At 65.6% G+C, this 23,680-nt stretch carries 25 protein-coding genes; 9 read left to right on the top strand and 16 right to left on the bottom strand.

Features of this window, described 5'->3' with window-relative positions; all coding sequences use genetic code 11:
* Positions 1-100: 100 nt before the first annotated feature.
* From pcaG to ACTX90_RS02040, 3 genes are read right to left on the bottom strand one after another with little or no spacing between them, the layout of a single operon-like run.
* Positions 101-679 carry a protocatechuate 3,4-dioxygenase subunit alpha gene (gene pcaG, locus ACTX90_RS02030; protein WP_443442897.1) on the bottom strand — a complete coding sequence of 193 codons (579 nt, stop codon included), beginning with the start codon at positions 677-679 and terminating at the stop codon, positions 101-103.
* Complete coding sequence (pcaH, locus tag ACTX90_RS02035) at positions 680-1,513, bottom strand: protocatechuate 3,4-dioxygenase subunit beta (protein WP_161448409.1); 834 nt, start codon at positions 1,511-1,513, stop codon at positions 680-682.
* 43 nt (positions 1,514-1,556) lie between these two features.
* A complete protein-coding gene (locus ACTX90_RS02040; RefSeq protein ID WP_443442899.1) occupies positions 1,557-2,753 on the bottom strand; it encodes a 4-hydroxybenzoate 3-monooxygenase in 1,197 nt (398 codons plus the stop codon).
* A 283-nt stretch (positions 2,754-3,036) separates the two neighbouring features.
* On the opposite strand from ACTX90_RS02040, the gene ACTX90_RS02045 reads away from it, so the two are divergent.
* Positions 3,037-3,834: an aspartate dehydrogenase domain-containing protein gene (locus ACTX90_RS02045; RefSeq protein WP_443442901.1), complete on the top strand. Its 798-nt coding sequence runs from the start codon at positions 3,037-3,039 to the stop codon at positions 3,832-3,834.
* A 9-nt stretch (positions 3,835-3,843) separates the two neighbouring features.
* Here ACTX90_RS02045 and ACTX90_RS02050 read toward each other — a convergent pair whose 3' ends face one another.
* On the bottom strand, positions 3,844-4,593 hold the full coding sequence (locus ACTX90_RS02050) for an IclR family transcriptional regulator (RefSeq protein WP_113607661.1): 750 nt from the start codon (positions 4,591-4,593) through the stop codon (positions 3,844-3,846).
* Positions 4,594-4,696: 103 nt separating this feature from the next.
* Entirely contained in the window at positions 4,697-5,890 is a 1,194-nt protein-coding gene (locus ACTX90_RS02055; RefSeq protein ID WP_181728144.1) for an MFS transporter, read from the bottom strand.
* Between the two features lie 222 nt (positions 5,891-6,112).
* Here ACTX90_RS02055 and ACTX90_RS02060 point away from each other — a divergent pair, with 222 nt between their 5' ends.
* The 4 genes from ACTX90_RS02060 to ACTX90_RS02075 all read left to right on the top strand — a co-directional run bounded on the left by ACTX90_RS02060 (position 6,113) and on the right by ACTX90_RS02075 (position 9,581).
* Complete coding sequence (locus tag ACTX90_RS02060) at positions 6,113-7,318, top strand: thiolase family protein (protein ID WP_443443971.1); 1,206 nt, start codon at positions 6,113-6,115, stop codon at positions 7,316-7,318.
* 65 nt (positions 7,319-7,383) lie between these two features.
* A complete protein-coding gene (locus ACTX90_RS02065; RefSeq protein ID WP_443442903.1) occupies positions 7,384-8,055 on the top strand; it encodes a 3-oxoacid CoA-transferase subunit A in 672 nt (223 codons plus the stop codon).
* Positions 8,055-8,705 (top strand): 3-oxoacid CoA-transferase subunit B, encoded by a 651-nt coding sequence (locus tag ACTX90_RS02070; RefSeq protein ID WP_443442905.1) that lies wholly within the window; start codon positions 8,055-8,057, stop codon positions 8,703-8,705. Before ACTX90_RS02065 ends, ACTX90_RS02070 begins: the two co-directional genes overlap by 1 nt.
* Before the next feature lie 93 nt (positions 8,706-8,798).
* Positions 8,799-9,581, top strand: coding sequence for an IclR family transcriptional regulator domain-containing protein (locus ACTX90_RS02075; RefSeq protein WP_443442907.1), 783 nt, complete (start codon positions 8,799-8,801; stop codon positions 9,579-9,581).
* Positions 9,582-9,611: 30 nt separating this feature from the next.
* Here ACTX90_RS02075 and ACTX90_RS02080 read toward each other — a convergent pair whose 3' ends face one another.
* From ACTX90_RS02080 to ACTX90_RS02090, 3 genes are all read right to left on the bottom strand, one after another.
* The gene (locus tag ACTX90_RS02080) at positions 9,612-10,469 is read right to left on the bottom strand and encodes a hypothetical protein (RefSeq protein ID WP_443442909.1); all 858 of its coding nucleotides are present in this window, start codon (positions 10,467-10,469) and stop codon (positions 9,612-9,614) included.
* Between the two features lie 9 nt (positions 10,470-10,478).
* The gene (locus ACTX90_RS02085; RefSeq protein ID WP_443442911.1) at positions 10,479-10,622 is read right to left on the bottom strand and encodes a hypothetical protein; all 144 of its coding nucleotides are present in this window, start codon (positions 10,620-10,622) and stop codon (positions 10,479-10,481) included.
* Between the two features lie 171 nt (positions 10,623-10,793).
* Positions 10,794-11,703, bottom strand: a protein-coding gene (locus tag ACTX90_RS02090) for an IS5 family transposase (RefSeq protein ID WP_239464072.1) whose coding sequence is annotated in 2 segments (ribosomal slippage) — positions 10,794-11,333 and positions 11,335-11,703 — 909 coding nt in all. Because the reading frame shifts where the segments join, the coding sequence is not laid out codon by codon here.
* Positions 11,704-12,703: 1,000 nt separating this feature from the next.
* Here ACTX90_RS02090 and ACTX90_RS02095 point away from each other — a divergent pair.
* Positions 12,704-13,348 (top strand): hypothetical protein, encoded by a 645-nt coding sequence (locus ACTX90_RS02095; RefSeq protein WP_443442912.1) that lies wholly within the window; start codon positions 12,704-12,706, stop codon positions 13,346-13,348.
* Positions 13,349-13,360: 12 nt separating this feature from the next.
* Here the strand turns inward: ACTX90_RS02095 and ACTX90_RS02100 are convergent, their stop codons facing one another.
* The 3 genes from ACTX90_RS02100 to ACTX90_RS02110 form a co-directional block, all read right to left on the bottom strand.
* Positions 13,361-13,897: a TetR/AcrR family transcriptional regulator gene (locus ACTX90_RS02100; RefSeq protein WP_443442913.1), complete on the bottom strand. Its 537-nt coding sequence runs from the start codon at positions 13,895-13,897 to the stop codon at positions 13,361-13,363.
* A 35-nt stretch (positions 13,898-13,932) separates the two neighbouring features.
* The gene (locus ACTX90_RS02105) at positions 13,933-15,156 is read right to left on the bottom strand and encodes a saccharopine dehydrogenase family protein (RefSeq protein WP_443442914.1); all 1,224 of its coding nucleotides are present in this window, start codon (positions 15,154-15,156) and stop codon (positions 13,933-13,935) included.
* An 83-nt stretch (positions 15,157-15,239) separates the two neighbouring features.
* Positions 15,240-16,751: an APC family permease gene (locus ACTX90_RS02110; protein WP_443442916.1), complete on the bottom strand. Its 1,512-nt coding sequence runs from the start codon at positions 16,749-16,751 to the stop codon at positions 15,240-15,242.
* Positions 16,752-17,094: 343 nt separating this feature from the next.
* Between ACTX90_RS02110 and ACTX90_RS02115 the strand changes: the two genes are divergently transcribed.
* Positions 17,095-18,300, top strand: a complete 1,206-nt coding sequence (locus ACTX90_RS02115; protein ID WP_443442918.1) for a glycerophosphodiester phosphodiesterase family protein — start codon at positions 17,095-17,097, stop codon at positions 18,298-18,300.
* 52 nt (positions 18,301-18,352) lie between these two features.
* On the opposite strand, the gene ACTX90_RS02120 is transcribed toward ACTX90_RS02115, so the two are convergent.
* From ACTX90_RS02120 to ACTX90_RS02135, 4 genes are read right to left on the bottom strand one after another with little or no spacing between them, the layout of a single operon-like run.
* Entirely contained in the window at positions 18,353-18,856 is a 504-nt protein-coding gene (locus ACTX90_RS02120) for a MogA/MoaB family molybdenum cofactor biosynthesis protein (RefSeq protein ID WP_443443973.1), read from the bottom strand.
* Positions 18,843-19,325 carry a cyclic pyranopterin monophosphate synthase MoaC gene (gene moaC / locus ACTX90_RS02125; RefSeq protein ID WP_113607672.1) on the bottom strand — a complete coding sequence of 161 codons (483 nt, stop codon included), beginning with the start codon at positions 19,323-19,325 and terminating at the stop codon, positions 18,843-18,845. Before moaC ends, ACTX90_RS02120 begins: the two co-directional genes overlap by 14 nt.
* Positions 19,318-20,550, bottom strand: coding sequence for a molybdopterin molybdotransferase MoeA (locus tag ACTX90_RS02130; protein WP_424573626.1), 1,233 nt, complete (start codon positions 20,548-20,550; stop codon positions 19,318-19,320). Before ACTX90_RS02130 ends, moaC begins: the two co-directional genes overlap by 8 nt.
* 3 nt (positions 20,551-20,553) lie before the next feature.
* Positions 20,554-20,805, bottom strand: coding sequence for a MoaD/ThiS family protein (locus ACTX90_RS02135; protein ID WP_047117998.1), 252 nt, complete (start codon positions 20,803-20,805; stop codon positions 20,554-20,556).
* 53 nt (positions 20,806-20,858) lie between these two features.
* On the opposite strand from ACTX90_RS02135, the gene ACTX90_RS02140 reads away from it, so the two are divergent.
* The gene (locus ACTX90_RS02140) at positions 20,859-22,025 is read left to right on the top strand and encodes a ThiF family adenylyltransferase (RefSeq protein ID WP_443442921.1); all 1,167 of its coding nucleotides are present in this window, start codon (positions 20,859-20,861) and stop codon (positions 22,023-22,025) included.
* Positions 22,022-22,429 (top strand): molybdenum cofactor biosynthesis protein MoaE, encoded by a 408-nt coding sequence (locus ACTX90_RS02145; RefSeq protein WP_047117996.1) that lies wholly within the window; start codon positions 22,022-22,024, stop codon positions 22,427-22,429. Before ACTX90_RS02140 ends, ACTX90_RS02145 begins: the two co-directional genes overlap by 4 nt.
* 245 nt (positions 22,430-22,674) lie before the next feature.
* Here the strand turns inward: ACTX90_RS02145 and ACTX90_RS02150 are convergent, their stop codons facing one another.
* The gene (locus tag ACTX90_RS02150; protein ID WP_047117995.1) at positions 22,675-23,631 is read right to left on the bottom strand and encodes a helix-turn-helix transcriptional regulator; all 957 of its coding nucleotides are present in this window, start codon (positions 23,629-23,631) and stop codon (positions 22,675-22,677) included.
* Positions 23,632-23,680: the final 49 nt, after the last annotated feature.

A 23,680-nucleotide genomic window follows, 5' to 3' on the forward strand; every position in this document is an offset into this window, starting at 1 on the left:
TCACTTGTGGCAGTACGTCCAATACCCCGCCGGGGTGGAAGGCCGCGGTGCGCGGGCACCTGCAGCTTCCACCCTAGCGGGGCACATGGTCTTCTTGTATTCAGCTTTCGCGCGGGTAGGACAGGAACACGGTCTCGTCCTCGCCCTGCAGGCGGATGTCGAAACGCAGCGAACCGTCCGCCTCGCGGGTGGCGATCAGCGTCTTGCGGCGGTCCTCGGGCAGCGAGGTCAGCAGCGGGTCATTGGCCAGCGCTTCGGTGTCCTCCGGCAGGTAGATGCGGGTGAACAGGCGGTTGAGCAGTCCGCGGGCGAAGACGGTGAGCATGATGAACGGGGCCTTGCCCTCCTCGGTGGCACCCGGGTTCACCGTCGTGAAGGTGTAGTGGCCCACGTTGTCCACCGGCACGCGGCCCCATCCGGTGAAGGTGTAGCCGTCGCGGACCAGCGAACCGTCGGCCGAGGCCACGTTGCCGTGCTCGTCCGCCTGCCAGATTTCAAGCATCGAGTCCGGGATGACCTCGCCGTTGCCGTCGTAGACCACGCCGTGCAGGCGCACCGCGGCCGGGTGGGCCTGGTTGACCAGCTCGCCGCCCTTCTCGAAGGGCAGCGCGTAGCCGTAGAACGGGCCGATGGTCTGTCCCGGGGTCGGGACGAGCTTCAGTTCAGGTGCCTGTGCCATTTAGTTCTCCCCCTCTTCGTCTTCCATCCAGGTGCGGTTGCTGCCGGTGAGCACGATGTCCCAGTTGTAGCCGGTGGCCCATTCGTGGCTCGTGATCGAATGGTCGTAGGTCGCGACCAGGCGGTCGCGTGCCTTCTGGTCGGTGATTGCCTGGTAGATCGGGTCCAGGGCGAACAGCGGGTCGCCCGGGAAGTACATCTGGGTGATCATGCGCTGGGTGAAGTCGGTGCCGAACAGCGAGAAGTGGATGTGTGCCGGGCGCCAGGCGTTGTGGTGGTTCTTCCACGGGTACGGGGCCGGCTTGATGGTGGTGAAGGAGTATTCGCCGTTCGGTCCGGTGATCGCGCGGCCCACGCCGGTGAAGTTCGGGTCGATCGGGGCCGGGTGCTGGTCGCGCTTGTGCACGTAGCGGCCGGCAGCGTTGGCCTGCCAGACCTCGATCAGCTGGCCCGCAACCGGGCGGCCGTCGCCGTCCAGCACGCGGCCAGCCACGACGATGCGCTCACCGATCGGTTCGCCGTTGTGCTGGATGGTCAAGTCGGATTCGAGGATGTGCACGTCGCGCTGGCCGAAGGCCGGGGAGTGCAGCTCGATGGTCTCCGGGTCGGTGTGGTGCAGGTCCTTGGTCGGATGGCGCAGCAGCGAGGAGCGGTAGGGCGCGAAGTCCACGCGCGGCTGCGTTTCTTCCTTGGCCCCGGCCAGCACCTGCTGGCGGTAGGCCGCGTGGGCGTCGCTGATTTCGGTGCTGATTTCCTCCTGTGACGCGGTGGACGCGGCGGGATCCAGGACGTGGGCGTTCTCGAAGGACTCGTCCGGTGCGGTCTGGGTGCTCATCGGTGGGCTCCTTTCGTGGTTTGGTGGGCGTGGGGTGCGGGAATTAGGAGTGCGGCCAGCCGGTGTAGGACTCGGCCAGGTACTGCATCCCATAGCGCGAGGAGGTCACGGTGTCGAGCTCCCCGAGGGCGCGCTGGGCCATGAACGGATCGGCGTCCACCGGCGTGTGCAGCATGGAGGTCATCCAGTAGGAGAAGTTCTGGGCCTTCCAGACCCGCTTCAGCGCGAGGTCCGAGTAGCCGCCCAGCAGCTTGTCGCTGCCGGTGGAGAAGAACGAGTCGAGCGCTTCGAAAAGCACCTTGACATCGGCGAATGCCAGGTTCAGGCCCTTGGCGCCGGTGGGCGGCACGGTGTGCCCGGCGTCGCCGATCAGGAACATGCGCCCGTGCGAGAGTGGCTGGCGCACAAAGGAGCGGAAGCCCAGCACGGTCTTGTCGAAGATCGGCCCGGTCTTCAGCTCGAAGCCGTCAGGCCCCGCCACGCGCTTGTTCAGCTCGGTCCAGATGCGGTCCTCGCTCCAGTTGTCCACGTTTTCGTTCGGGTCGCACTGGAAGTACATGCGCTGCACGGTTTCGCTGCGCTGGGAGATCAGCGCGAAGCCGTGCGGGGAGTTCGCGTAGATCAGCTCCGGGGAGGACTTCGGAGCCTCGGTGAGGATGCCGAACCAGGCGAACGGGTAGGTGACCTTGAAGTCCTGCTTCACGGAATCAGGCATCTGGCGGCGGGCGAAGGAGCGCGAGCCGTCGGCGCCGACGATCACGTCGGCGTGCACCTCGAATTCGACGCCCTCGGCGTCGGTGAAGCGGAACTTCGGGGTGCTGGTCTCCATGTCCAGGATCTCGGTGACCTCGCAGTTGAAGCGCACGTCGCCGTTGTCGCGGGCGCGGGCCGCAGCGAGGTCCACGAACACCTCGTTCTGCGCGTAGAGGGTGACGGTGGCGTCCACCAGGTCGCGGAAGTCCAGCGGGTGGGATTCGCCGTTGAAGCGCAGGTCGATGCCGGCGTGCTCGTCGCCGTGGGTCAGCACGCGCCCGTCGACGCCGGAATCGGTCAGCATGGCTACCGCCTGGGCCTCCAGGATGCCGGCGCGGTGGGTGTTGCGGATGGTCTCGTGGTCGCGCATCTCGACAACGACGTTGTCGATGCCTGACTTGGAGAGCAGGTGGGAGAGCATCAGGCCGGCGGGGCCGCCGCCGATGATGCCGACCTTGGTTTTCAGAATACGGGCTGCCTGCGCCATGGAGGCTCCTTTGCGTGTACTGCCATGTGTTGTGGGAGAGGACCGGCCAGCGCGGCCGCGTCGTCAACATGGACGCCGACGTTGAATCCTCTACAGCATGACGGTGCGGTGCCTCACACTTCGCCTTTGTTCTTATTGAATGGGAAAAGTGTCGGTGTGCGGGATGGTGGCTTGAGGGCCGTGACGACTTAGGCCTCGGCGTGTGAGGTGGCCTAAGCTGGCGGTAGCGCCCTTCGGCCTTCCGAGGGGCTGGCAATCATGCTGCACTACTGAATGGATGGTCATGGCCAGGGGCGCCGAACGACGAATTGGAGTCCTAGGGCACGGGGCCATCGGATCCCTGGTCGCCGCCCAGATAGCGGCCGGCCATGTGGCCGGGGGAGTGCTGGAAGGCGTGATCCTGCGCCGCCGGCAGGATCTTCCCTATGAGCAGTTTTCCCTGGACGAGGCGCTGGAGCGCTGCGACATGATTGTCGAATGCGCCGGGCAGCAGGCCGTGCGTGAGCATGCGGTGCGCATCCTTGAAGCCGGCGCGGACCTGTTGGTGATCTCGGTGGGAGTGATGGCAGACCGGGAATTCGCCGCGCGCCTGGAGCTGACAGGGCCTGGCCGGCTGTACTTCAGTTCCGGCGCGGTGGGCGGCTTGGACCTGCTGGCCTCCGGAGCCCGCATGGGTGCATTCTCCGAGGTTGTCATCACCACCCGCAAGCTTCCTACAACCCTGGCCCAGCCATGGATGAGCCAAGCGCAGCGCACCGAACTGGAATCTTCCGCGGCGCCGGTAGAGGTTTATTCCGGATCGGCGCGGCAGGCCGCGCAGCAGTTTCCCAAGTCCCTGAACGTCGCCGCGGCGGTGGCCCTGGCGGTCGGGAACTGGGATGTGGTCTTGGTGCGCCTGCTGGCCGACCCCGACGCCGCCTTGACCGAACACGTGATCGAGGCCCGTGGCGCCAGCGGGGAGTACAGTTTTTCGATCAGGAACCAGCCCTCGGCGCATAACCCGCGCACCAGCGGCGTGGTGCCCTGGGCGGTGCTGCGCTCGCTGGAAACCGCGCTCGGCGCGCGCGGAGGCCTTCTCTAAGAGCCGGTTCTAGGCGTCCGCCGCGTAGCCCAGCGCGCGGGAGATGCCGCGCGCCGCGGTGCGCAACGCCAGCGCGGCGGCCGGTAGTGTCGCGGAACCGCGCGGCACCACCACGGACAGCACCGCCAGCGCGTAGCCTTGCAGGTCCAGGATGGGCGCGGCCACGCCGGTGGTTTCCTCATCGATGTAGCCGTCCATGGAGGCGAAGCCGTTGCGGCGGATCTCGGCCATTTCCGCGCGGAAGTTCGGGTGGGTGGCCAGCATCAGCTCGCGGTGGCGTTCAAGGAACCCGTGGATGGCCTCCGGCCGGGAGAAGGCAAGCAGCGCCATGCCCATCGAGGTGCGGTGCACCGGCATGCGCCCGGCCACGCTCGCCTGGTTGACCACGGATCCCGGGCGGGAGAGCCGCTCGATGATCAGCACCTCGTCCTCGTGCAGCAGGGACAGCTGGGTGTTCTGCCCCAGCAGCGCGTTGATGTCCTCCATGAAGGGCAGCGCCGCCTTGCGCAGGCCCTGCGTCGCGGCGCTGCGGTTGGCCAGCTCCCACAAGCGCAGGCCCAGGGTTACCTGGCCGTCCTTGCCGCGGGAGAGCAGTCCGTGGGACACCATCTCGTCGAGCAGCCGGTACATGGTCGCCTTGGGAATCTGCGCGCGCCGGGCCAGCGCCAGTACGCTCATCGACGGCGTGTGCTGGTCGAACGCGTCGAGGATGCGGACCAGCCGGTCCAGCATCGAATCCCCACTGGGCGAATTGGCCATGGAACCTACTCTAACTGCCCGATCCGGCAGGCGGTCGGACGACGAACGCCGGGCCCTTGGGAGGGGCCCGGCGTTGCTCGAATGGAATTGATTGAGTGCGCCGCTAGGCGCTCTTGGGCTTCGGGATCTGCGCGATGACTAGGACCGCGATCAGCGCCGCGCCTCCGTAGAGGAAGAACGCGCCCGGGTAGGCGGTGCCGGCGGCCACCATCAGGCCGGTGACGTAGGGGCCGATGATCGCCCCGAAGCGTCCGATGCCCGAGGCCAGGCCGATACCGGTGGCCACCATGTCACGCGGGTACACGTGGCCTGCATACACGTACATCAGGCACTGCGAGCTGAAGACGAACACGCCGGTTACGAACAGCACGGTGTTCAGCAGCACCTGGCTGCCGAACGGCACTGCCAGCAGGACCAGGAAGACCGCGGAGGCGGCGAACCAGAGCAGCGAGATGAGCTTGATGCCCTTGGCATCGGCCGCGTAGGCGCTGATGATCAGGCCGGCGATCGCGCCGAGGTTCAGCACGAAGAGCATGGTCAGCGAATCGGCCACCGGGTAGCCGGCGGCGCCCATGATCTTCGGCAGCCAGGCGTTCAGGCCGTAGACCAGCACCAGGCCCATGAACGCGGCGATCCACAACCCGATGGAGCTGCGCAGGTACTTGGGCTTGAGCACGTCCATGATGGAGGTCCGCTCGCCGGACGGGGTGATGTCGCTTTCGGGCAGCTTGAACCACAGCAGCGCCAGCAGTACCAGGCCCAGGCCGCCGCCCAGGTAGTAGAGGAGCGACCAGTGGACCCCGGCGGCCTTGCCGGCCAGCGAGGCCAGTACCGCACCCAGGTGGTAGCCGACCATCGGCAGGTTGTTGGCCAGCGCGCGGCGTCCCACCGGGGCGTTCTCCTGCATCAGCGCCAACGCCACCGGCATGCAGCCGCCCAGGCCGAGACCTGCGATGAAGCGCACCAGGCCCATCAGGGTGGCCGAGGGCATGATCGGGAAGATGAGGGTGAAGATCGAGAAGACGAGCACCGCGAGCAGCAGCGGGCGGCGACGCCCGAAGCGGTCCGCCAGCCGGCCCATGAAGGCCGCGCCGACGCCCACGCCGATCAGGGAGAAGGTGTTGACCCAGTTCATTTCATCGACGCTGAAGCCGCCGACGTTCGGGTCGGTGAGCACTGGGATCGTCGCGCCCAGGGCGACGATGTCGTAGCCCTCGAAAACCACGATGAAGAAGCAGAGGGCGGCGATCCAGCCACCGAGTTTGACTCGGGTGGTGCCGGCGGATGTCGTGGCCAATTCAGGTCCTTTCGAAAACTACTCGCCATGAATGGTGACGCTTATCATGACCTAGTGAGACTAGCACCTCATTCGCAGTGTGGACAAATGTTCACTCTGCGAACTCCTTGAATCGATCGCTTTCATCCAAACCCTTGAGGTCGCAGGTGTGGGACTGGTAAAGTTCTTATTATGAACTTAAGTTCACACAGTGAACTTTTCAATCGTGATGGAGCAGTGACTATGCAGAAGGCCTACCTGTACGACGCAATCCGCACCCCGTTCGGCAAGATCGGCGGCACGCTGTCCGGGCACCGCCCTGACGACCTGGCCGCGCATGTGGTGCGCGAGCTGGTGGCCCGCTCGGCCTCGCTGGACCCGGCAACCATCGACGAGTCGATCTTCGGCAACGCCAACGGCGCCGGCGAGGAAAACCGCAACGTCGCGCGCATGGCCACCCTGCTGGCGGGGCTGCCCACCTCCATCCCCGGCACCACGATGAACCGCCTGTGCGGCTCCTCGCTGGACGCTGCCATCGCCGCCTCCCGCCAGGTCGCCACCGGGGACGCCGATCTGGTGCTGGTCGGCGGCGTCGAGTCGATGAGCCGCGCCCCGTGGGTGCTTCCCAAGACCGAGCGCCCCTTCCCGATGAGCAACCTCGAGCTGTCAAACACCACCCTGGGCTGGCGCCTGGTCAACCCTGCCATGCCCGGCGAATGGACTGTCTCGCTGGGCGAGGCCACCGAGCAGCTGCGCGAACGCCACCAGATCACCCGCGAGGACCAGGATGAATTCTCCGCCCGCTCGCACCAGCAGGCCGCCGCGGCCTGGGACGCCGGCAAGTACCAGGACCTGGTGGTCCCGGTGCCGCCGGCGAACAAGCGCGGAGCCGAAGTCACCCGCGATGAAACCATCCGCGCGGACTCCACCGCGCAGACCCTGGCCGGGCTGCGCACAGTCTTCCGCACCGGAGAGAACGCCACAGTCACCGCCGGCAACGCCTCGCCGATGTCCGACGGCGCCTCGGCGGCCTTCATCGGCTCCGAGCGCGGCGGCCAGCTGCTGGGCGCCAAGCCCATCGCCCGCATCGTCTCCAACGGAGCCTTCGCGCTGGATCCGCAGTTCTTCGGCTTCGCGCCGGTGGAAGCGGCCAACAAGGCAGTCGCCAAGGCCGGGCTGACCTGGAAGGACATCGCCGCGGTCGAGCTGAACGAGGCCTTCGCCGCCCAGTCGCTGGCCTGCGTGCGCGCCTGGGACATCGACGAATCCATCGTCAACGCCTGGGGCGGCGCCATCGCCATCGGCCACCCGCTGGGCGCCTCGGGCCTGCGCATCCTTGGCACCCTGGCCCGCCGCTTGGCCGAATCCGGCGAGCGCTACGGGGTGGCCGCCATCTGCATCGGCGTGGGCCAGGGCCTTGCCGTGGTCCTGGAAAACACCACCGCCTGACAGCTGACCAACGGGGGATGCGAACCCCCGGCCCCACGACATTCTGAACCTAGAGAGGCAACAAGATGGCACCACGCATCGCCACCAGCGCGGCCGACGCGGTCGCGCAGATCACCGACGGCTCCACCGTCCTGATCGGCGGCTTCGGCAACGCCGGGCAGCCCATGGAACTGATCGACGCGCTCATGGAGTGCGGCGCCACCGACCTCACGGTGGTCAACAACAACGCCGGACAGGCCGACGCCGGCCTGGCGCTGCTGATCAAGGAGCGCCGGGTCACAAAGATCATCTGCTCCTTCCCGCGCCAGTCCGACTCCTGGCACTTTGATGAGGCCTACCGCGCCGGGGACATCGAGCTGGAACTGGTCCCACAGGGCAACCTGGCCGAGCGCATCCGCGCCGCCGGCGCCGGCATCGGCGGCTTCTTCACCCCGACCGGCTACGGCACGCTGCTGGCAGAGGGCAAGGAAACCCGCATCATCGACGGCAAGGGCTACGTCCTTGAATCGCCGATCCACGCTGACTTCGCGCTGATCAAGGCGCTGCGCGCGGACAGCTTCGGCAACCTGGTCTACCGCAAGACCGCACGCAACTTCGGCCCCATCATGGCCACCGCGGCCGCGCAGGCCATCGTCCAGGTGGACGAAATCGTGTCGGCCGGCGGCATCGATCCGGAAAACGTGATCACCCCGGGAATCTACGTCGACACCTTGGTGGCGCTGGGAGGCAGTAACTAATGACTACGTACACGCCAGAAAAACTCACCCGCGATGAAATGGCGCAGCAGGTGGCAGCGGACATCCCCGCCGGCGCCTTCGTGAACCTGGGCATCGGCCAGCCGACCAACGTCTCGAACTTCCTCACCGCCGACCAGGGCGTCACCCTGCACACCGAGAACGGCATGCTGGGCATGGGCCCGGTCGCCACCGGCGATGACATCGACCCGGATCTGATCAACGCAGGCAAGATCCCTGTCACCGAGCTGCCCGGCGCCAGCTTCTTCCACCACGCCGACTCCTTCGCGATGATGCGCGGCGGGCACCTGGACGTCTGCGTGCTCGGCGCCTTCCAGATCTCCGAAGAAGGGGACCTGGCCAACTGGCACACCGGCGCCGAAGGCGCCATCCCCGCCGTGGGCGGCGCCATGGACCTGGCCATCGGCGCCAAGCAGACCTGGGTCATGATGAGCCTGTTCACCAAGGCCGGCGAATCCAAGCTGGTCAAGGAGCTGAGCTACCCGGTCACCGGGCTGGGCTGCGTCTCGCGCATCTACACCGAAGTGGCGGTGTTCGAGCTGCGCGATTCCAAGGTGTTCGTCCGCTCCACCCACGGCATCAGCTTCGAGGAATTGGAAGCCCGCATCCCGGTGGCGCTGGAGCGCGCCTAAGCGGATCGGCTTTGGCAGACCAAGTAGATTAGTGGGGGTGCCCGTTGCGGGCGCCCCCACTGGTATTTTTCGACGAATTTCAAAGGATGGCCGATGAGCGAGCAGAGTACGGGCACCGCCGGCGTGCAGTCCCTGGCCCGCGGCCTGCAGGTGATCAGCAGCTTCGACGCGGAGCACGCATCCATGACACTCTCCGAGGTGGCAGCCCGCACCGGCCTGTCCCGCGCCACCGCCCGGCGCTTCCTGCTCACCTTGCAACAGCTGGGCTACGTCCGCTCGGACGGCAAGTACTTCGAGCTGACTTCCAAGGTCCTGCAGCTGGGCTATGCCTATCTTTCCAGCGCCACGCTGCCGCAGCTGATCGAGCCGGTGCTCGAGAGCCTGTCGGCGGCCGTGGGCGAGTCAGCCTCCGCCGCCGTGCTGGAAGGCAGCGAGATCATGTACGTGGCCCGCGTGCATACCCGCTCCATCATGCGGGTGGGCATCTCGGTGGGCACCCGGTTCCCCGCGGCCAACACTTCGATGGGCCGGGTTCTGCTTGCCTTCTCGGACCCTGAAACCGTGGATCGGATTCTTGCCGACGGCGTACAGTCGTTGACCGGCCACGGGATCGACAACGCCGAGGATCTGCGATCCGAGCTTGAGAAAGTTCGTGCTCAGGGATACGCGCTTGTCGATCAGGAACTCGCGGTTGGGCTGCGTTCGGTGGCAGTTCCGGTGCTCGACCGGGAAGGAAACATCGTGGCCGCCATGAACGTGTCGATGAGCGTCGCAATGAACTCGAATGACAGCGTGTACGAGGCCGCTGAGCAGGTGCTCCCCAAGCTGCAAGAGGCGGCAAACCAGGTTCAGGAAGCCCTGGTTGCACGCCGCTGACTGCATTTTCCGCTGGTCTGGAACGCCTGGCTAATTGCGAATGCCGTCATCGGCGGTGAGCGGCAGGCTGGAATTCGAGATGTCTCGCAATGTAGCGGTTAGGATGTTGTCGCCTTTTGCCGCGACCACGCAGCGCCGGGAATCATTGGATTCCTGTTGTTCGACAGTTAGCTGAGTGGTGAAATTTGCGCTGCTGATTCCCAGATACCGTTCCGCGGCTTCCACGCAGTTTGCCGTTTCCGTTGATTCCGGAGCGAAGGTTTTGACGACCTCGGCCGTATGGATTTCGTTGCATCCGACATCACTATTCGTTTTCGCGTCGGAGCACAGTCTCATGAACTCGGAATTTTTGCTAGCCAAAAACATCGCCGCTGTCGTATTGAGCTGGATTTCAGGCGGCAAAGTCAGCACGCACCCTTTTCCCGACACCTCAGTGATGTCCAGACCCTGTCGCAGCACGTCAACACCCGGGACACCACCCAGATATTTGACCAGGGTTTGCTGGTTACAGGACTGAGCCGACGCAAAGATTTCTGCATTGTGCGGACTGTCACAAGCGATTCGATTCAGATTGCCCTGCTCAGCAAGAAAGCAACCCTCGTCAAAATCGTCGGACGACGAGGAAGAAAGCAGGTTGTCGGCTTCTGATGGTGTTGTTGCCGGAACTTGCGTCGCAGGGCTGGATTGGCTGGTTTGCCCCTGGTTGACGGCGAACTGGGAATCGGATGAACCAAAAATGTTTGTCCACAGGGTCGAACTGTCGGCAAGGAAGCCAACAAGCAGGGCTGGGACGGTAATGGCCCCGGCAATTGTCCACTTCGGCCATTTTTTCTTGGGCTTGTTTATGCCGGCGTGCTGCTTCTCAAAGTTCTGGTTTCCCGAGTTCATGCGATCGGCCTACTGGATCTTGATGTCGTAGAAGACCGCAAGTGCAGATCCGTCGCCGCAGTTTTCCGCTTCCTCATCGAGATATGTTTCAATTCGCAGCGCGTTGACTTCGGGAATGTCCACGCTGAACGACTGATAATTGTTGAACGGCACGCGATAGACCTCAAGTTCCTTGTTATTGCCTATTACCCGCACAACAAGTTTTTGATCTGTAGAAACGGAAAGATTGTCCTGTCCGACAGAGAAATCGAGCTTTTCGAAGATATTTCCCAGTCGAAGTTCCAGGGTTTGAGGGTTGTAATCGCCGCAACTAGGGCGTGTCTCTTATATCCGTAGCCAGACCAGAATCGCTGCCAACACCACTCCCGCACGATACGTGACCGCAAGCTTGTCATAACGAGTCGCAAGCCCCCGCCACTGCTTCATCAATCCAAACGCCCGCTCGACCACGTTGCGATCTTTATACTTCTCAGCATCGAACCCCGGCGGGCGCCCACCCGCGCGACCCCTACGCTTCCTGGCAGCGATCTCGTTAGATTTCTCCGGAATCACAGCAGTGATGCCCCGCTTACGCAGGTACGTGCGGTTCACTCGTGACGTGTAACCACGATCAGCAAGCAGCGACTCGGGGCGCGTCCGCGCGTTCCCCGACCCGGTTCTTGGCACTCGAATATCGCCGATTACTTCCTGGAGCATCGCGCCGTCGTGACGTTGCCCACCCGTGACCACAATCGATAATGGGCGGCCATGCCCATCGACCGCGAAATGCACCTTCGTGCTCAACCCTCCGCGCGATCTCCCTATCCCATGACCTTCCGGTTCAACCTCGCATAACGGCAGATTCTTGTAATTCGATAGAGCCCCCTGTGTCCTGGTCCGGACGCGGAAGGTTCGTGCCGTGCTGGTGAGCACGGCTGATCGTCGCGTCAATCGACACGTTCCAGTCAATATCACCTACGGCATCGGCCTCGGCGAGGATGTGCGCGAATACGCGGTCCCAGGTGCCGTCGGTTGCGTAGCGGCGATGCCGCTTCCAGACGGTCTGCCAAGGGCCATACCGGTCAGGGAGATCACGCCACGGGATTCCGGTCCGGTAACGGTAGATGATGCCTTCTACGACGCGGCGGTTGTCACTGAAGGGACGGCCTTTACGGCCTTCGTTCGATGGCAGGAGTGGTTCGACTCGTTCCCATTGCGCATTCGTGAACTGCGTAAATCTAGACCTTTGTGCCACGACTCAATCATGGCGCGTGCACACAACTAGATTTAGGAGACACGCCCTAGAAATTTCTTGCCCGATGCCGTTAACGTTCGATTTGCTGGCGATGTTGTATCGGTTCTGCTTCCATTCTGAATCCGGGCGGACGAAATCGGACAGTACCAGCGAGCGGCCGGCATCCTCCGGCCCGATCATCTTTACCCCATCGTCCGGTTCGGAGCTGGACGTGTCGAAGTCGTCGGTCTCGACAGGCTCTGTGGGTTCGAGTTCGGCCTCAGTGGTAACAGTCGGAACGGCTGATGTTGGAGTTGCCGTAACAATTTCTGTTGCCGTAACTGTCACCGTTGCGGTTGGTGCTGCGGTGTCACTGCCTTCCGCAGAGCTGCAGGAAGCCACAAACAACGTAATTGCTCCCAGCAAGAGGAGCGCACAACTTTTCCGCATCAAAGTCCCCAAATCATGAATGTCCAGTTTCGTTCATTGAACCATCGATCACTTTGCGGCATAAGGGTGATGGGCGATTATTTCGCATAAATGATCTGTTATTACCCTCTAAGACTGAAATTCAGTAAACCGCGGGGGCCTCAGCAAGTCAGGACCCTGGCGACTTAATGGTTGTCCAGCCATGCATCACGTGCTTGAGAAATTGGTCTCGGATATAGATTTTGGATTGGATACCCGCAATCATAATTTGCGGCTAACAACTTGGGCGCTATGTCTGAATGTTTCGCAGCGCCCTCCGGCGTGGCGGATCGATTCGACTCTCGCCTTGGGTCACCGCGATACCCTATGTGTTAGGTAGCAGCTTGGGGAACTACCCGATGCGGGCAAATCATCGGTTGGTAGAGGCTACCTGAGTAATCGAAACTCTTGTTAAAAACTCATCGGGGGAATGATGTCGGCACGCGATTGGCTTTGCCGGATTGAATTTACTGGTCGCAAACTCCTCGACCCTAAACTGGGATTATCGGCGAAGAAACTGCGCGGCCGGAAGTACCCCTGGCATCTGTGCCTGGTGGCGACCACCTTCTGGGTCGGGGAGATTTACGACCCCCAGGCCGCGGACGGCTCCCAGGTCATCAGCGCCTACGACGGCTGGTGGTACGAACGCTTCGGCGGCTGCGACGGGGTCATCGAGGACGGAATCTGCCAGACCGAGCCGCGCACCGCTCAGAACGGCTTCTTCCCCAGCTCGATGACGCCCCAGCAGAACCCCTTCTACCTTGACCTGCCCTTCGACGATGTGAACAACGATGCGGCCTTCGCGCTGCGCGGCCAGATCCCGTGGGCGCAGGATCCGGGGTATGCCGGGAAGCTGGAGGACCGCGAGTTCTCCTATATGAAGAACCGCTGGGTGCAGCTGCAGTACAAGGGCAACACCTGCTACGCGCAGATCCAGGATGCGGGCCCGGCCGAATACGACGACTTCGACTACGTCTTCGGCGACGGAAGCACCGGACCGAAGAGCACCAAGTTCGACGGCGCCGGGCTGGACGTCTCCCCGGCGGTGGTCGGCTGCCTGGGCTTCGAGGAACTGAACAGCACCCAGTCCGGGGTGTCCTGGCGCTTCGTGGACGATGTGGACGTGCCCGACGGGCCGTGGAAAACCATCGTCACCGACTCCGGCTACGACTGGACCAGCGGCGGACCGGGGAACTAGGGCAGCCGCGGATCAGGCTGGCGCGCGGTCCAGCAGCCGCACCAGCTGCTGCACCGTGTCGGCGGTCAGGAACCCGTCCTGGTGCCCGCGCGAGATGTCCAGGTGGTAGCTGACCCCGTCGCCGGCCAGCAGCGCCAGCTTGGCCAGCACCGGGTCGCCCAGCGCGTCGTTGAGCACCTGGTACCAGAGGTCGCGCCCGCGGCGCAGCGCCGCAGAGGCATCCTCGTTGCCGCGCTGGGCCAGCCGGGTGGCAGCCACGACCATGCGTTCGAGCGGCGAGTCCTCCTCCATGGAAGAGGCGAAATAGTAGTGCACCGCCTGCGCGGGATCCGCGCTCATCGTCGCCACGTCCGCGTCGATCAGCTCGTTCAGGCGCCTCACCAGTTCGGTGTCCAGCGCCTGGCGCGAGCGGAAGTGGTGCAGCAGCCCCGCCTTGGACAAGCCGCTGCGCTTGGCGGTGGCATCGATCGTCGCCTCGCGGGCGCCGTGCTCGTAGAGCAGCGCCACGTAGGCGTCGAGGATGATCTCCTGCTTGGTTGCGGTGCTCATGGGCGCGGTTTCTCCAGGGGCTCAGGGCTGCAAGTTTACTTTTCGACGATACCCCACGGCGAGCCATAGCCCGCCGGTTCGGCCGCAGCCAGCAGGTCGAGGAACGGGGTGGCCTCGAAGGCCTCCGGGCCGAGCACGCCGGCGCCTGACCAGGTGCCGTTGGCCAGCAGCTCCAGGGCGATGACCGGGTTCACCGCGGTCTGCCAGACCACTGCCTGGGAGTCGTCGCGGGCCATGGTGTCCTCGTTGTCAGCCACGTGGTACAGGTAGCGCGAGCCGGTGGACCCGTCCTTCAGCGTGCCGGTGACCAGCACGCCGGCGCAGGTCTTGCCCTTCATCAGCGGGCCCAGGGTGGCGGGATCCGGCAGGCAGGCGGCGACGACGTCGCGCGGGGAGACCTGCACTCCGCGCACCGGGACCGGGTCGGTGGAATCCAGGCCCAGCTTGTTCAGGGTCTTGAGCACCTCGATGAACTCGTTGCCCAGGCCGTACTTGAAGTCCACGCGCTGCGCGTCAAGCCAGCGCGGCATCATGGTGACTTCCTCGTGCTCCACGTTCACGCATTCGACCTCGCCGATGCCTTCCGGGAACTCGAAGACCGTTGGCTCGGAGAACGGCGCGGTGGTGTACCAGCCGCCCTTGGCCTTGTCGAACATCACCGGCGGGTTCAGGCATTCCTCGATGGTGGTCCAGATGGAGAAGGACGGGGCGAACTCGTAGCCTTCCACGCTCAGGTTGGCGCCGTCGCGCACGCTGAGCTCCTCGATCGTTTCGAACAGCTCGTCGGCGGCGTAGCGGGCCAGCACGTTGGACAGGCCCGGCTCCACGCCGATGCCCACCAAGGCCAGTTGCCCGTCGCGCTCCCATTCATCGGCCACGGCGAATTGCTCGTCGCCCAGCTTGATGTGGGTCTGGGTGAACGGCTGTTCGGGGTGGCGCTGGGACAGGCTCATGGCCATGTCCAGGTAGGTGACCCCGGCGGTTTTGCAGGCGTTGAAGATCGGCATCACGAAGCGCGGATCCACGGCGTTGAGCACGTGGGTGGCCCCGGTGGAACGGATCAGTTCCACCAGCGAGTCCTCGGACGAGGCATCGACCTGGGCGGCGGCGTAGCGGGCGTCGCCAATGGCCTCGATCAGCTGCTGCGGGCGGGCGGGGTCGTAGTCGGCGATGGTGAGCTTTTCGAAGAAGCTGCGGCGGGAGGCGATGCGGGCCGCCGCGGAGCCGACGCCGCCGGCGCCAATGATCAGGATCTGCATGGAAGGTGTTCCTTTGGTGGAGTAGCCGGGGGGGAGGAAGTTGCTCGGGTAACGGGGCCTGGGGCGCCTAGTTCTCGGGACGCCTACTGCTCCGGAACCAGTACCGGGGTGTCGCGGTTCAGCGAGCGGCCGGCGAAGTAGTCGCGCGACGCCGGGCGCAGCGCCCACAGCCCCATGACGACCAGGCCCAGGGCCAGCGAGCCGACACCCATCACGAAGGTGCCGCTGATGCCCAGGATGGTGGTGGTGCCGTATTCCGGGTCGAGCATGCTGATGGCCGAGTAGATGAACACCGCTGACATCATCAGCCCGCCGACCAGCGGCATGACCAGGCGGAAGCACAGGTTGCGCAGCGAGTCGGTCAGCGAGGAGCGGAAGTACCAGATGCAGGCGAAGGAGGTGATCGCGTAGTACAGGGCCACTGCCAGCGAGGTGCTTTCGATGGTGTCGGCCAGGATGTCGCCGGAGATGATGGTCATGCCCACGTAGAAGACCAGCGAGGCCGAGCCGGTGAACAGCGTCGAGAATGCAGGGGTCCTGAAGGCCTCGTTGACCACGCCGAAGCGCTTGGGCAGCGCGCCGTAGACGCCCATGGACAGGGTGCCGCGGGCGGTGGGGAGGATGGTGGTCTGGCAGGTGGCCAACGCGGAGATCGCCACGGCAAGCACCAGCAGCCAGCCCCAGGATCCCATGGCGTCCAAGCGCAGCGCGAAGAACACGTCGTCCGCGCCTTCAGGGTTGCCCAGTCCCTTGCCGGTGTCGCCGATGCCGGCGAACATCATGGTCAGCACCGTGATGCCGATGTAGGTCACCAGCAGCATGGCGGTGGACAGCAGTGCCGCCAGGCCCGGGGTGGTCCGCGGGTTCTTGGTTTCCTCGGCCAGCGCCAGGCAGGTGTCCCAGCCCCAGTAGATGAAGATCGCGATCAGCACACCCTGCACGAAGCCTGCAGGGTTGTCGGTGGCGAAGGGGTTGAACCAGTCCCAGGAGAACTTCAGGCCCAGTTCCGGCATGGTCTGGATCGCGAAGTACAGCCCGATGCAGAAGGCGATGATCGCCGCGTACTGCAGGGCCATCAGCAGGTACTGGGTGACCGCGCCGGTTTCCACGTCGCGGTAGGAAATCCACGTCATGGCGATGATGATCAGCGCGCCGAACGCGGTGACCAGCACCTTGGAGTCGGCGATCGAGCCGTCGCCGATGAGCAGCAACAGGTACTTGGAAGCGACCTCGGTCTGGCTGGACATCACGATCACGCCGGCGACCATCACTGCCCAGCCTGCCATCCAGCCGGTTTTCGGGCCGAAGGCTTTGGCGGCCCAGGTGAAGGCGGTGCCGCTGTCGGGGATCGCGGTGTTCAGCTCGCGGTAGGCGAAGGCGGTCAGGCACATCGGGACGAACGCGACGATCAGCGCCGCAGGGGTCTGCGCCCCGGCGGCCATGACGATGAAGCCCAGGGTCGCGGCCAGCGAGTACAGCGGCGCGGTGGAGGCCAGGCCGATGACGGTGGACTGCACCAGCCCGAGCTTTCCCGCCGCAAGCCCCTTGCTGGTCAGCTTCGGGGGTCTGCTCGTGTGCTGCTGCGTCGTCGTCATACGTGGAAGTCCTCCCGGGAAATACGTCAAGCATGAAATTTAACCAACCAACTGGTTGGTCTGCTATATCCTGCCAACTTCGGGGAAGTGAGTCAAGTTACACCCCCGGGTGACGCGCTGCACCACCGGGTGTGGGCGGGGTTACTTTGAATCGTTCAAGGAAACCTTCCCGGTGCGGTGTTTCCGCGGGCTGCGGATCCGGCGGCGCGGCGGTCCCTTCGACCGCAGGATGAATCAAGTGTTTCCTCGATTCTCATCCAGCGTTAATTCCTCCGTGGCTGGTCCTTTGCCGGACTTCGGCACAGTTGACGGCATCAAGGAGACCTACAGGAGGAACAAACCCATGACGTTGCGACCTCTCGCACTCGGCACCCTGGCTCTGGGCATGGCAGCAGGCATCGCGGTTCCAGCGGCGGCGGCTCCGGTGGACCACTCGGCGCAGGACGCCACCCTCATCGGCCACCGCGGGGCGGCCGGCGTGGCCCCCGAGAACACCCTGTCCGCCATCAAGGCCGGCAGCCAGTCGGGCGCCGACTACATCGAGATCGACGTCCAATTGAGCAAGGACGGCGTGCCCTTCATCTTCCACGACGAAACCCCGAACCGGACCACCAACGCCAAGGACGTGTTCCCGGGCCGGGAAAACGACCCGATCACCTCCTTCACCTGGGAGGAGCTGCAGCAGCTGGATGCCGGATCCTATTTCTCCGCGGCCTTCGCCGGCGAGAAGATCCCGCACTTCGACAGCGTGCCCGGAGCCCTGGCCGGCACCACCGGCGTCTACATCGAAATCAAGTCCCCGGCGAAGTCCCCGGGGGTGGAGCAGCTGGTGGCCGACGCGCTCGCCGAGGACAAGGGCTGGTCGCGGCTGCTGGAGCAGGACCGGATCGAGGTGCTCGGCTTCGATGCCGCCTCGAACCGGACCTTCGCCCAGCTGGCTCCCGAGGTGCCGCTGCAGCAGCTGGCCGGAAGCGTGCCGGACGCCGCGACCCTGGAAAGCTACGCGCAGTTCGCCGACTCCTTCGGCACCAGCTACCGCACGCTGGATGCCTCCGGCGCGCAGCGCGTGAAGGACGCCGGACTTCAGCTCGGGGTCTACACGGTGAACTCGACCGAGGCCGCCGAGCAGTCCCTGGATCTGGGTGTCGAGCGCATCACCGGCGACTTCCCGCAGCAGGTGGCGCGCCACCTGTCCGGGCGCAAGCCCTTCCCGTCCAACGACGGGCTGGTGATCGCGGAATCGGTGAACGACGTGCCGGGCAACGACCTGCAGCCTGAAACCGGGGAGCATGTGGTGCTGGAGAACACCGGGCGGCGCACGCTGTCCCTGGAGGGCTACCTGGTGCGCGATGCGGCGAACAACGTGATGCGCATTCCGGCCGGCTACCAGCTGGAGCCGGGCGAGCAGCTGCGCCTCTACCCGGGGCCGGGCACCAACAGCGCGCAGGCGGTCTACCTGGACGGCGGCGTCGCGGTGCTCAACAACGGCGGCGATTCGCTGGCGCTGTGGAACGCCAAGGCGAAGCTGATGGACACCTACGCCAACTAGGAGCGGTCGGAAAGCAGCAGGTCCCGGGCGAATACCCGGGACCTGCATCTCGTTAGCGGCGCGGGCCGTGCCCGTCGTCGGCCCGGGGACCGGAACGCTGCGTCAGCAGGTGCTCGAGGATCGGATCCAGCACTGCCAGCCCGTCCTCCACCCCGCCCGAGGAGCCTGGCAGCGTCACCACCAGCGTGCGGCCGGCGAATCCGGCCACCCCGCGGGTGATCACCGCCATGGGCGTGGAGCTTTCGCCGCGGCGGCGGACGGCCTCGATGATGCCAGGCAGCTGCACGTCCAGCAGCGGGGCGACCATTTCTGGGGTCTGGTCATCGGGGGAGACCCCGGTGCCGCCGGTGGTCAGCACCACCGAGGCCCCGGTGGCGATCTCCGCGTCCACCGCGAAGCGCACCGGCTGCCCGTCGGCGACCACCAGCGGGCCGGTCACGGTGAAGCCGCGCTCGGCCAGCCATCCGGCGAGCACCGGTCCGGTGGTGTCCGCGGCGCGCCCGGCCGCGGCGCTGGTGGAGGCCACGATGACCGAGGCGCGCCTACTCACCTGCATCACGGGCCCAGTCCCCGCTTTTGCCGCCGGACTTCGCCAGCACCTTCACCTCGGTGACCTCTGCCTGCTTGTCCACGGCCTTGACCATGTCGTACAAGGTCAGCGCCGCGACGCTGGCGGCGGTCAGCGCCTCCATCTCCACCCCGGTCACGCCCTTGGTGGTGACCTGCGCGGTCACCAGCACCGCGGAGTCCTGCGCCTCGAAGTCCACCGACACCTTGGAGATCGGCAGCGGATGGCACAGCGGGATCAGCTCCCAGGTGCGCTTGGCGGCCATGATGCCGGCGATGCGCGCGGTGCCCAGCGCCTCGCCCTTGGGCAGGTTGCCGGTCATCAGCATCTGCACCACCTCCGGGCGGGTGGTGAACAGCGCCTGCGCGGTGGCCACGCGCTTGGTCACGGCCTTGTCGCTGACGTCGACCATGTGGGCGCTGCCGTCCTCGCGCAAGTGGGTGAGTTTCTCAGACATTCATTCTCCAAACATCGATCATGGTTCCGGCGGCCAGCTGCTCGACTCCCACCGGGATGTGCACCAGCGCGTCCGTGCGGGCCAGGTCGTGCACGAGGTGCGATCCCGGATCCAGCACCCGGACCTTTCCCTGCTCCAGCAGCGCCCGGCGCACCTGGTGCTTGCCCGCAGGCGAGTGCACCTCCGCGGCCAGCTCGTACGGTTCGGGGACCGGCGCAGGCAGTGCGGCCAGCTGGCGCAGGGCCGGGGCGAGGAACAGTTCCAGCGAAAGCAGCGCGCTGACCGGGTTGCCCGGGAAGCAGAGCACCGGGGTGCCGTCCAGCTGCGCGAAACCCTGCGGTCCCCCGGGCTGCAGCGCCACGTGGTGGAAGCTGCCGCCGCGCGGGGCCAGCGCCTCGCGCACCACCTCGTAGGCGCCGGCGCTGATGCCGCCCACGGTGAGGATGAGATCGACCTGCCGGGCCTGCGCCTCCAGCGCGAGGCCCAGTGCCTGCGCGTCGTCGGGCAGCCGCAGGGTGTCCACCTGCGCGCCGTAGCCGCGCAGCGCGGCGGCGAGCATGGGCGAGTTCGAATCCGGGATCCGTCCGGCCTGAGAGGTTCCGTCCATCAGTTCGTTGCCGGTGGTGCACACCAGCACCCGCAGCTTCCTGCGCACCGCTACCTCGCGCACGCCGCTGGCCGCCAGCGCGCCGATCAGCGTGGGGGTCAGCCGCGCCCCGGCCTCGGCGACCAGTGCGCCTGCCTGCAGGTCCTGGCCGACGGGGCGGATGAAACGCCCGGGCTCGGACGGTGCGGTGAAGGTCGCAGAGCCAGTTGGCCCGCCTTCGCCGGCGCGCACCAGCTGCCCGAAAACGCCGTCCGAGGTGGCTTCCACGGGAACGACGGTGTCAGCCCCGGCCGGGATCACTGCCCCCGTCATCACCGGGGAGACGGTGCCGGGCAGCAGCTCGATCTGCCGATCCCCGGCCGCGGCGGTGAAGCCCAGCGGCAGGACGACCGGGTGCTCGTTGCTGGCGCCTGACAGCTCCGCGCTGCGGGCGGCATACCCGTCCATCTGGGAATTGGTGAAGGCGGGGATGGGAAGCAGTGCAGGCAGCTGGGCCGCGGCAACCCGTCCGGGCAGGTCCGCGGCTTCGACCGGCAGCGTTTCGGAACCCAGCGCCGCGATCGCCGGGACCAGCAGTGCGGCGATTTCCGCGCGGTGTCCATCCAGGGTGCAGGCCATGGCTTATCCGCCGGCGAAGGGCGGCAGCACGTCCACGGTCAGCTCGCCTTCCGGGCCGAGCTCGCCGTCATCGCGCCTCACCACCCCGTTGATCAGGAAGCTTCCGGCGCGCAGGACCTGGGCCATGGGATCGCCGTAGGCGCCGACCAGTTCGGCCCGCAGCTGGGCCAGGGACTCGGCGCGCGGCCAGCTCTCCTGCTCGGTGCCCGCCGCGGCCGCCGCGGCGGCGAAGTAGCGTATCGTAATCTGCGACATGACTTCATGCTATCGCCTATCATCCGGCGCGGCCGGGCGCGTAGGATCCGACTATGAGTGATCGCGCGTTTAAGCCCCTGGTCGACCCGGCCCCGGCGCTGAGCGACGAGCAGCAGGCCCGGGCCCAACGCCAGCTTGCCCTGCCCGGATTCGGGCCCGTTGCCCAGCGCCGCCTGGCCGCCGCCCGCGTGCTGGTGATCGGCGCCGGGGGACTGGGCAGCGCCAGCATCCCGTACGTCGTCGGAGCCGGGGTTGGCACCGTGGGCATCGTGGATGACGACGTGGTGGAACTGTCCAACCTGCACCGCCAGATCACCCACACCACCGCGAACATCGGGCTGCCCAAGACCGCCTCGCTGGCCGCCGCCGCGCGGGCGCTGGATCCTGGCGTGCGGATCATCGAGCACAACCTGCGGCTGACTTCCCGGAACGCGCTGGAAATCTTCTCCGGCTACGACCTGGTGATCGACGGCAGCGACAACTTCCCGACCCGCTACCTGAGCAATGACGCAGCCCAGCTGATCGGCATCCCGCTGGTCTGGGGCTCCATCCTGCAGCACCACGGGCAGGTCTCCGTCGCCTGGCATGAGCACGGCCCGGGCTACCGCGATTTGTTCCCCGTTCCTCCGGCCCCGGGCACCGTGGCCGACTGCGCTACCGGGGGCGTGCTGCCGGGACTGTGCGGCACCATCGGCTCGCTGCTGGCGACCGAAGCCCTGAAGCTGATCACCGGTATCGGCGCGCCGCTGGTGGGCCGGGTGCTGGTCTACGACGCGCTGGGTGCCAACACCCGCACCTTGGAGTACTCGCGGGATCCTGCCGCGACACCGGTGACCAGGCTGATCGACTACGAACTGTTCTGCGCGGGCGGGCTGCAGGAACCGGCGCAGATGGCTCCCGAAGACCTGGTTGCCGCCCTGCATTCCCAGGATCCTCCGGTGCTCCTGGACGTGCGGAACCAGGACGAGCGCGACGAGCTGAGCATTCCCGGCTCGATCTTCCTGCCGCTGCCCCAGCTGGAAGCTGCGGTGGACGCGGGGCAGGACTTGCCACAACTGCCCGAAGAACTGACCATATACTGTGCCAAGGGACCGCGTGCCATCCGCGCCGCCCAGCTGTTGGCGCGTCGGGGCATCACGACCCGCTACGTGCCCGGGGGAGTACCGGCGGTGGCCGCGCTCGCGCCCGAACTGACCGTCTCGAAAAGAGGAATGGATTGAGCTACGCGCTGATCACCGAGGACGTTATCGATGAAGCCGCCGTGCAGGCTGCCGTGCTCAGCGACACCGCGGGCGCCGTGGTCATGTTCCATGGCATCATCCGCAACCACGACGGCGGGAAGTCGGTGAATTCCCTGGACTACTCTCACCATCCCGAAGCCCAGAAGTTCCTAGAGAACATCATTGCCGAAGAAGAAGCGCGCACCGGCCTGAGGCTTGCCGCGGTGCACCGTGTTGGCCCTTTGACCATCGGGGATGCCGCGCTCATCGCGGCCAGCGCCGCCTCGCACCGCAAGGAAGCCTTTGACGCGATCGAGAACCTGGTGGAACGCATCAAGGCGGAGGTACCGATTTGGAAGCGCCAGCATTTTGCTTCCGGGTCTTCTGAATGGGTGGGCCTGTAGGCTCGCCGCTAGATGCGCAACCCTTCGAAGATTATTAACTTCGCCTAGTTCGGGTGTTCGATTCAGGAAGGTAATGGACCGCGCTCGGTCGACGTATGCAGGACGTACGCATGGGGCACGACATGTGCACACCGGTCGAATCAACTTGGCATAATTGAAGAGTTGAGGGCAGTAGCGCTCGAAAGTAGGCCCGGCAGTCCTCCGGAGGTGCGACGAGCCGGGTTAGCGTCAACCAAGACATCTGTCTACGTTTCAGAACCCTGCAGCAGTCTTGAGGACCAACCATTCAGCAGCTCGCGCAGTTCTGCAGGTTGCACCTCGCTGATCTTCGCCTCGCATAGCGCCAGACCGAACGCCACCCAGCGCAGGTCCGAGTCCTCGGCCCGTACCAAACAGCTGTGCTCATCAAGCTGCTGAATCTCGAACCACCTGCCGATCCGCGACTCCAGCTCGTCCGCTCTGGCATGCACCCGGGCGCTGACCCGCAGGTTTCCGGCTCCGCGCAGTCCGGCGCGGACGAACTGCGCCGCATCGCCGCCCGGGATTTCCCGGGGTGCGAAGCGTAGCGCCCGAGGCTCGGCATTTTCCGCCCGATCCACCCGGAAGCTGCGCCAATCAGCACGGTCCAGGTCGTAGGCCACCAAGTAATAGCGGTTGCCTACGTTGACCAGTTTGACCGGCTCCACTCGTCGTGAACTGGCATTGCCCCGTGCATCGCGGTAGTCGAAGGCAATACGTTCGCGGTCGCGGCATCCCTGGGCGAATACCACCAGCACCTGCGGATCCACCGGTTCCGGGGTGGAATGCTGCGAGTCAAGCGGGACGGTGCTCGCGGCCAGCGCCTGGGCCCGCTGCCGAAGTTTGGCCGGGAGCACCGGAACCACCTTGGACAGAGCGCGCAGCCCCGCATCGGCCAGCGCATCCTCGCCTCCGTGGATTATCGACTGCAGGCCGACGACCAGTGCCACCGCTTCCTCGTCGTCGAGCACCAGCGGAGGCAGCGCCGCACCGGCGGCCAGCTGGTAGCCGCCGCCCACACCGCGTTCGGCCTGCACCGGGTAGCCCAGTTCGCGCAGCTGGTCCACGTCGCGGCGCAGGGTACGCAGCGAGACCTCCAGGCGCTGCGCCAGCTCCTCGCCGGACCAGTAGCGCCGGGTCTGCAAAAGCGAGAGCAGGCGCAGGGATCGTTGGCTGGTACTCATAAAAATATTCTGCCTCTATTTAGGACAGAAACTGGCACTTATGGCTCCT

It is taken from the genome of Glutamicibacter soli (genome assembly GCF_052322135.1).
Taxonomy (GTDB): domain Bacteria; phylum Actinomycetota; class Actinomycetes; order Actinomycetales; family Micrococcaceae; genus Glutamicibacter; species Glutamicibacter soli.

Coding starts and splice junctions, on each gene's coding strand:
- pcaH (WP_161448409.1), bottom strand. CDS start 1,513: ATGAGCACCCAGACCGCACCGGACGAGTCCTTCGAGAACGCCCACGTC.
- moaC (WP_113607672.1), bottom strand. CDS start 19,325: ATGTCTGAGAAACTCACCCACTTGCGCGAGGACGGCAGCGCCCACATG.
- ACTX90_RS02110 (WP_443442916.1), bottom strand. CDS start 16,751: ATGACGACGACGCAGCAGCACACGAGCAGACCCCCGAAGCTGACCAGC.
- ACTX90_RS02105 (WP_443442914.1), bottom strand. CDS start 15,156: ATGCAGATCCTGATCATTGGCGCCGGCGGCGTCGGCTCCGCGGCGGCC.
- ACTX90_RS02045 (WP_443442901.1), top strand. CDS start 3,037: ATGGCCAGGGGCGCCGAACGACGAATTGGAGTCCTAGGGCACGGGGCC.
- ACTX90_RS02120 (WP_443443973.1), bottom strand. CDS start 18,856: ATGCAGGTGAGTAGGCGCGCCTCGGTCATCGTGGCCTCCACCAGCGCC.
- ACTX90_RS02100 (WP_443442913.1), bottom strand. CDS start 13,897: ATGAGCACCGCAACCAAGCAGGAGATCATCCTCGACGCCTACGTGGCG.
- pcaG (WP_443442897.1), bottom strand. CDS start 679: ATGGCACAGGCACCTGAACTGAAGCTCGTCCCGACCCCGGGACAGACC.
- ACTX90_RS02050 (WP_113607661.1), bottom strand. CDS start 4,593: ATGGCCAATTCGCCCAGTGGGGATTCGATGCTGGACCGGCTGGTCCGC.
- ACTX90_RS02135 (WP_047117998.1), bottom strand. CDS start 20,805: ATGTCGCAGATTACGATACGCTACTTCGCCGCCGCGGCGGCCGCGGCG.
- ACTX90_RS02065 (WP_443442903.1), top strand. CDS start 7,384: ATGGCACCACGCATCGCCACCAGCGCGGCCGACGCGGTCGCGCAGATC.
- ACTX90_RS02075 (WP_443442907.1), top strand. CDS start 8,799: ATGAGCGAGCAGAGTACGGGCACCGCCGGCGTGCAGTCCCTGGCCCGC.
- ACTX90_RS02080 (WP_443442909.1), bottom strand. CDS start 10,469: ATGAACTCGGGAAACCAGAACTTTGAGAAGCAGCACGCCGGCATAAAC.
- ACTX90_RS02115 (WP_443442918.1), top strand. CDS start 17,095: ATGACGTTGCGACCTCTCGCACTCGGCACCCTGGCTCTGGGCATGGCA.
- ACTX90_RS02140 (WP_443442921.1), top strand. CDS start 20,859: ATGAGTGATCGCGCGTTTAAGCCCCTGGTCGACCCGGCCCCGGCGCTG.
- ACTX90_RS02060 (WP_443443971.1), top strand. CDS start 6,113: ATGCAGAAGGCCTACCTGTACGACGCAATCCGCACCCCGTTCGGCAAG.
- ACTX90_RS02070 (WP_443442905.1), top strand. CDS start 8,055: ATGACTACGTACACGCCAGAAAAACTCACCCGCGATGAAATGGCGCAG.
- ACTX90_RS02130 (WP_424573626.1), bottom strand. CDS start 20,550: ATGGCCTGCACCCTGGATGGACACCGCGCGGAAATCGCCGCACTGCTG.
- ACTX90_RS02150 (WP_047117995.1), bottom strand. CDS start 23,631: ATGAGTACCAGCCAACGATCCCTGCGCCTGCTCTCGCTTTTGCAGACC.
- ACTX90_RS02040 (WP_443442899.1), bottom strand. CDS start 2,753: ATGGCGCAGGCAGCCCGTATTCTGAAAACCAAGGTCGGCATCATCGGC.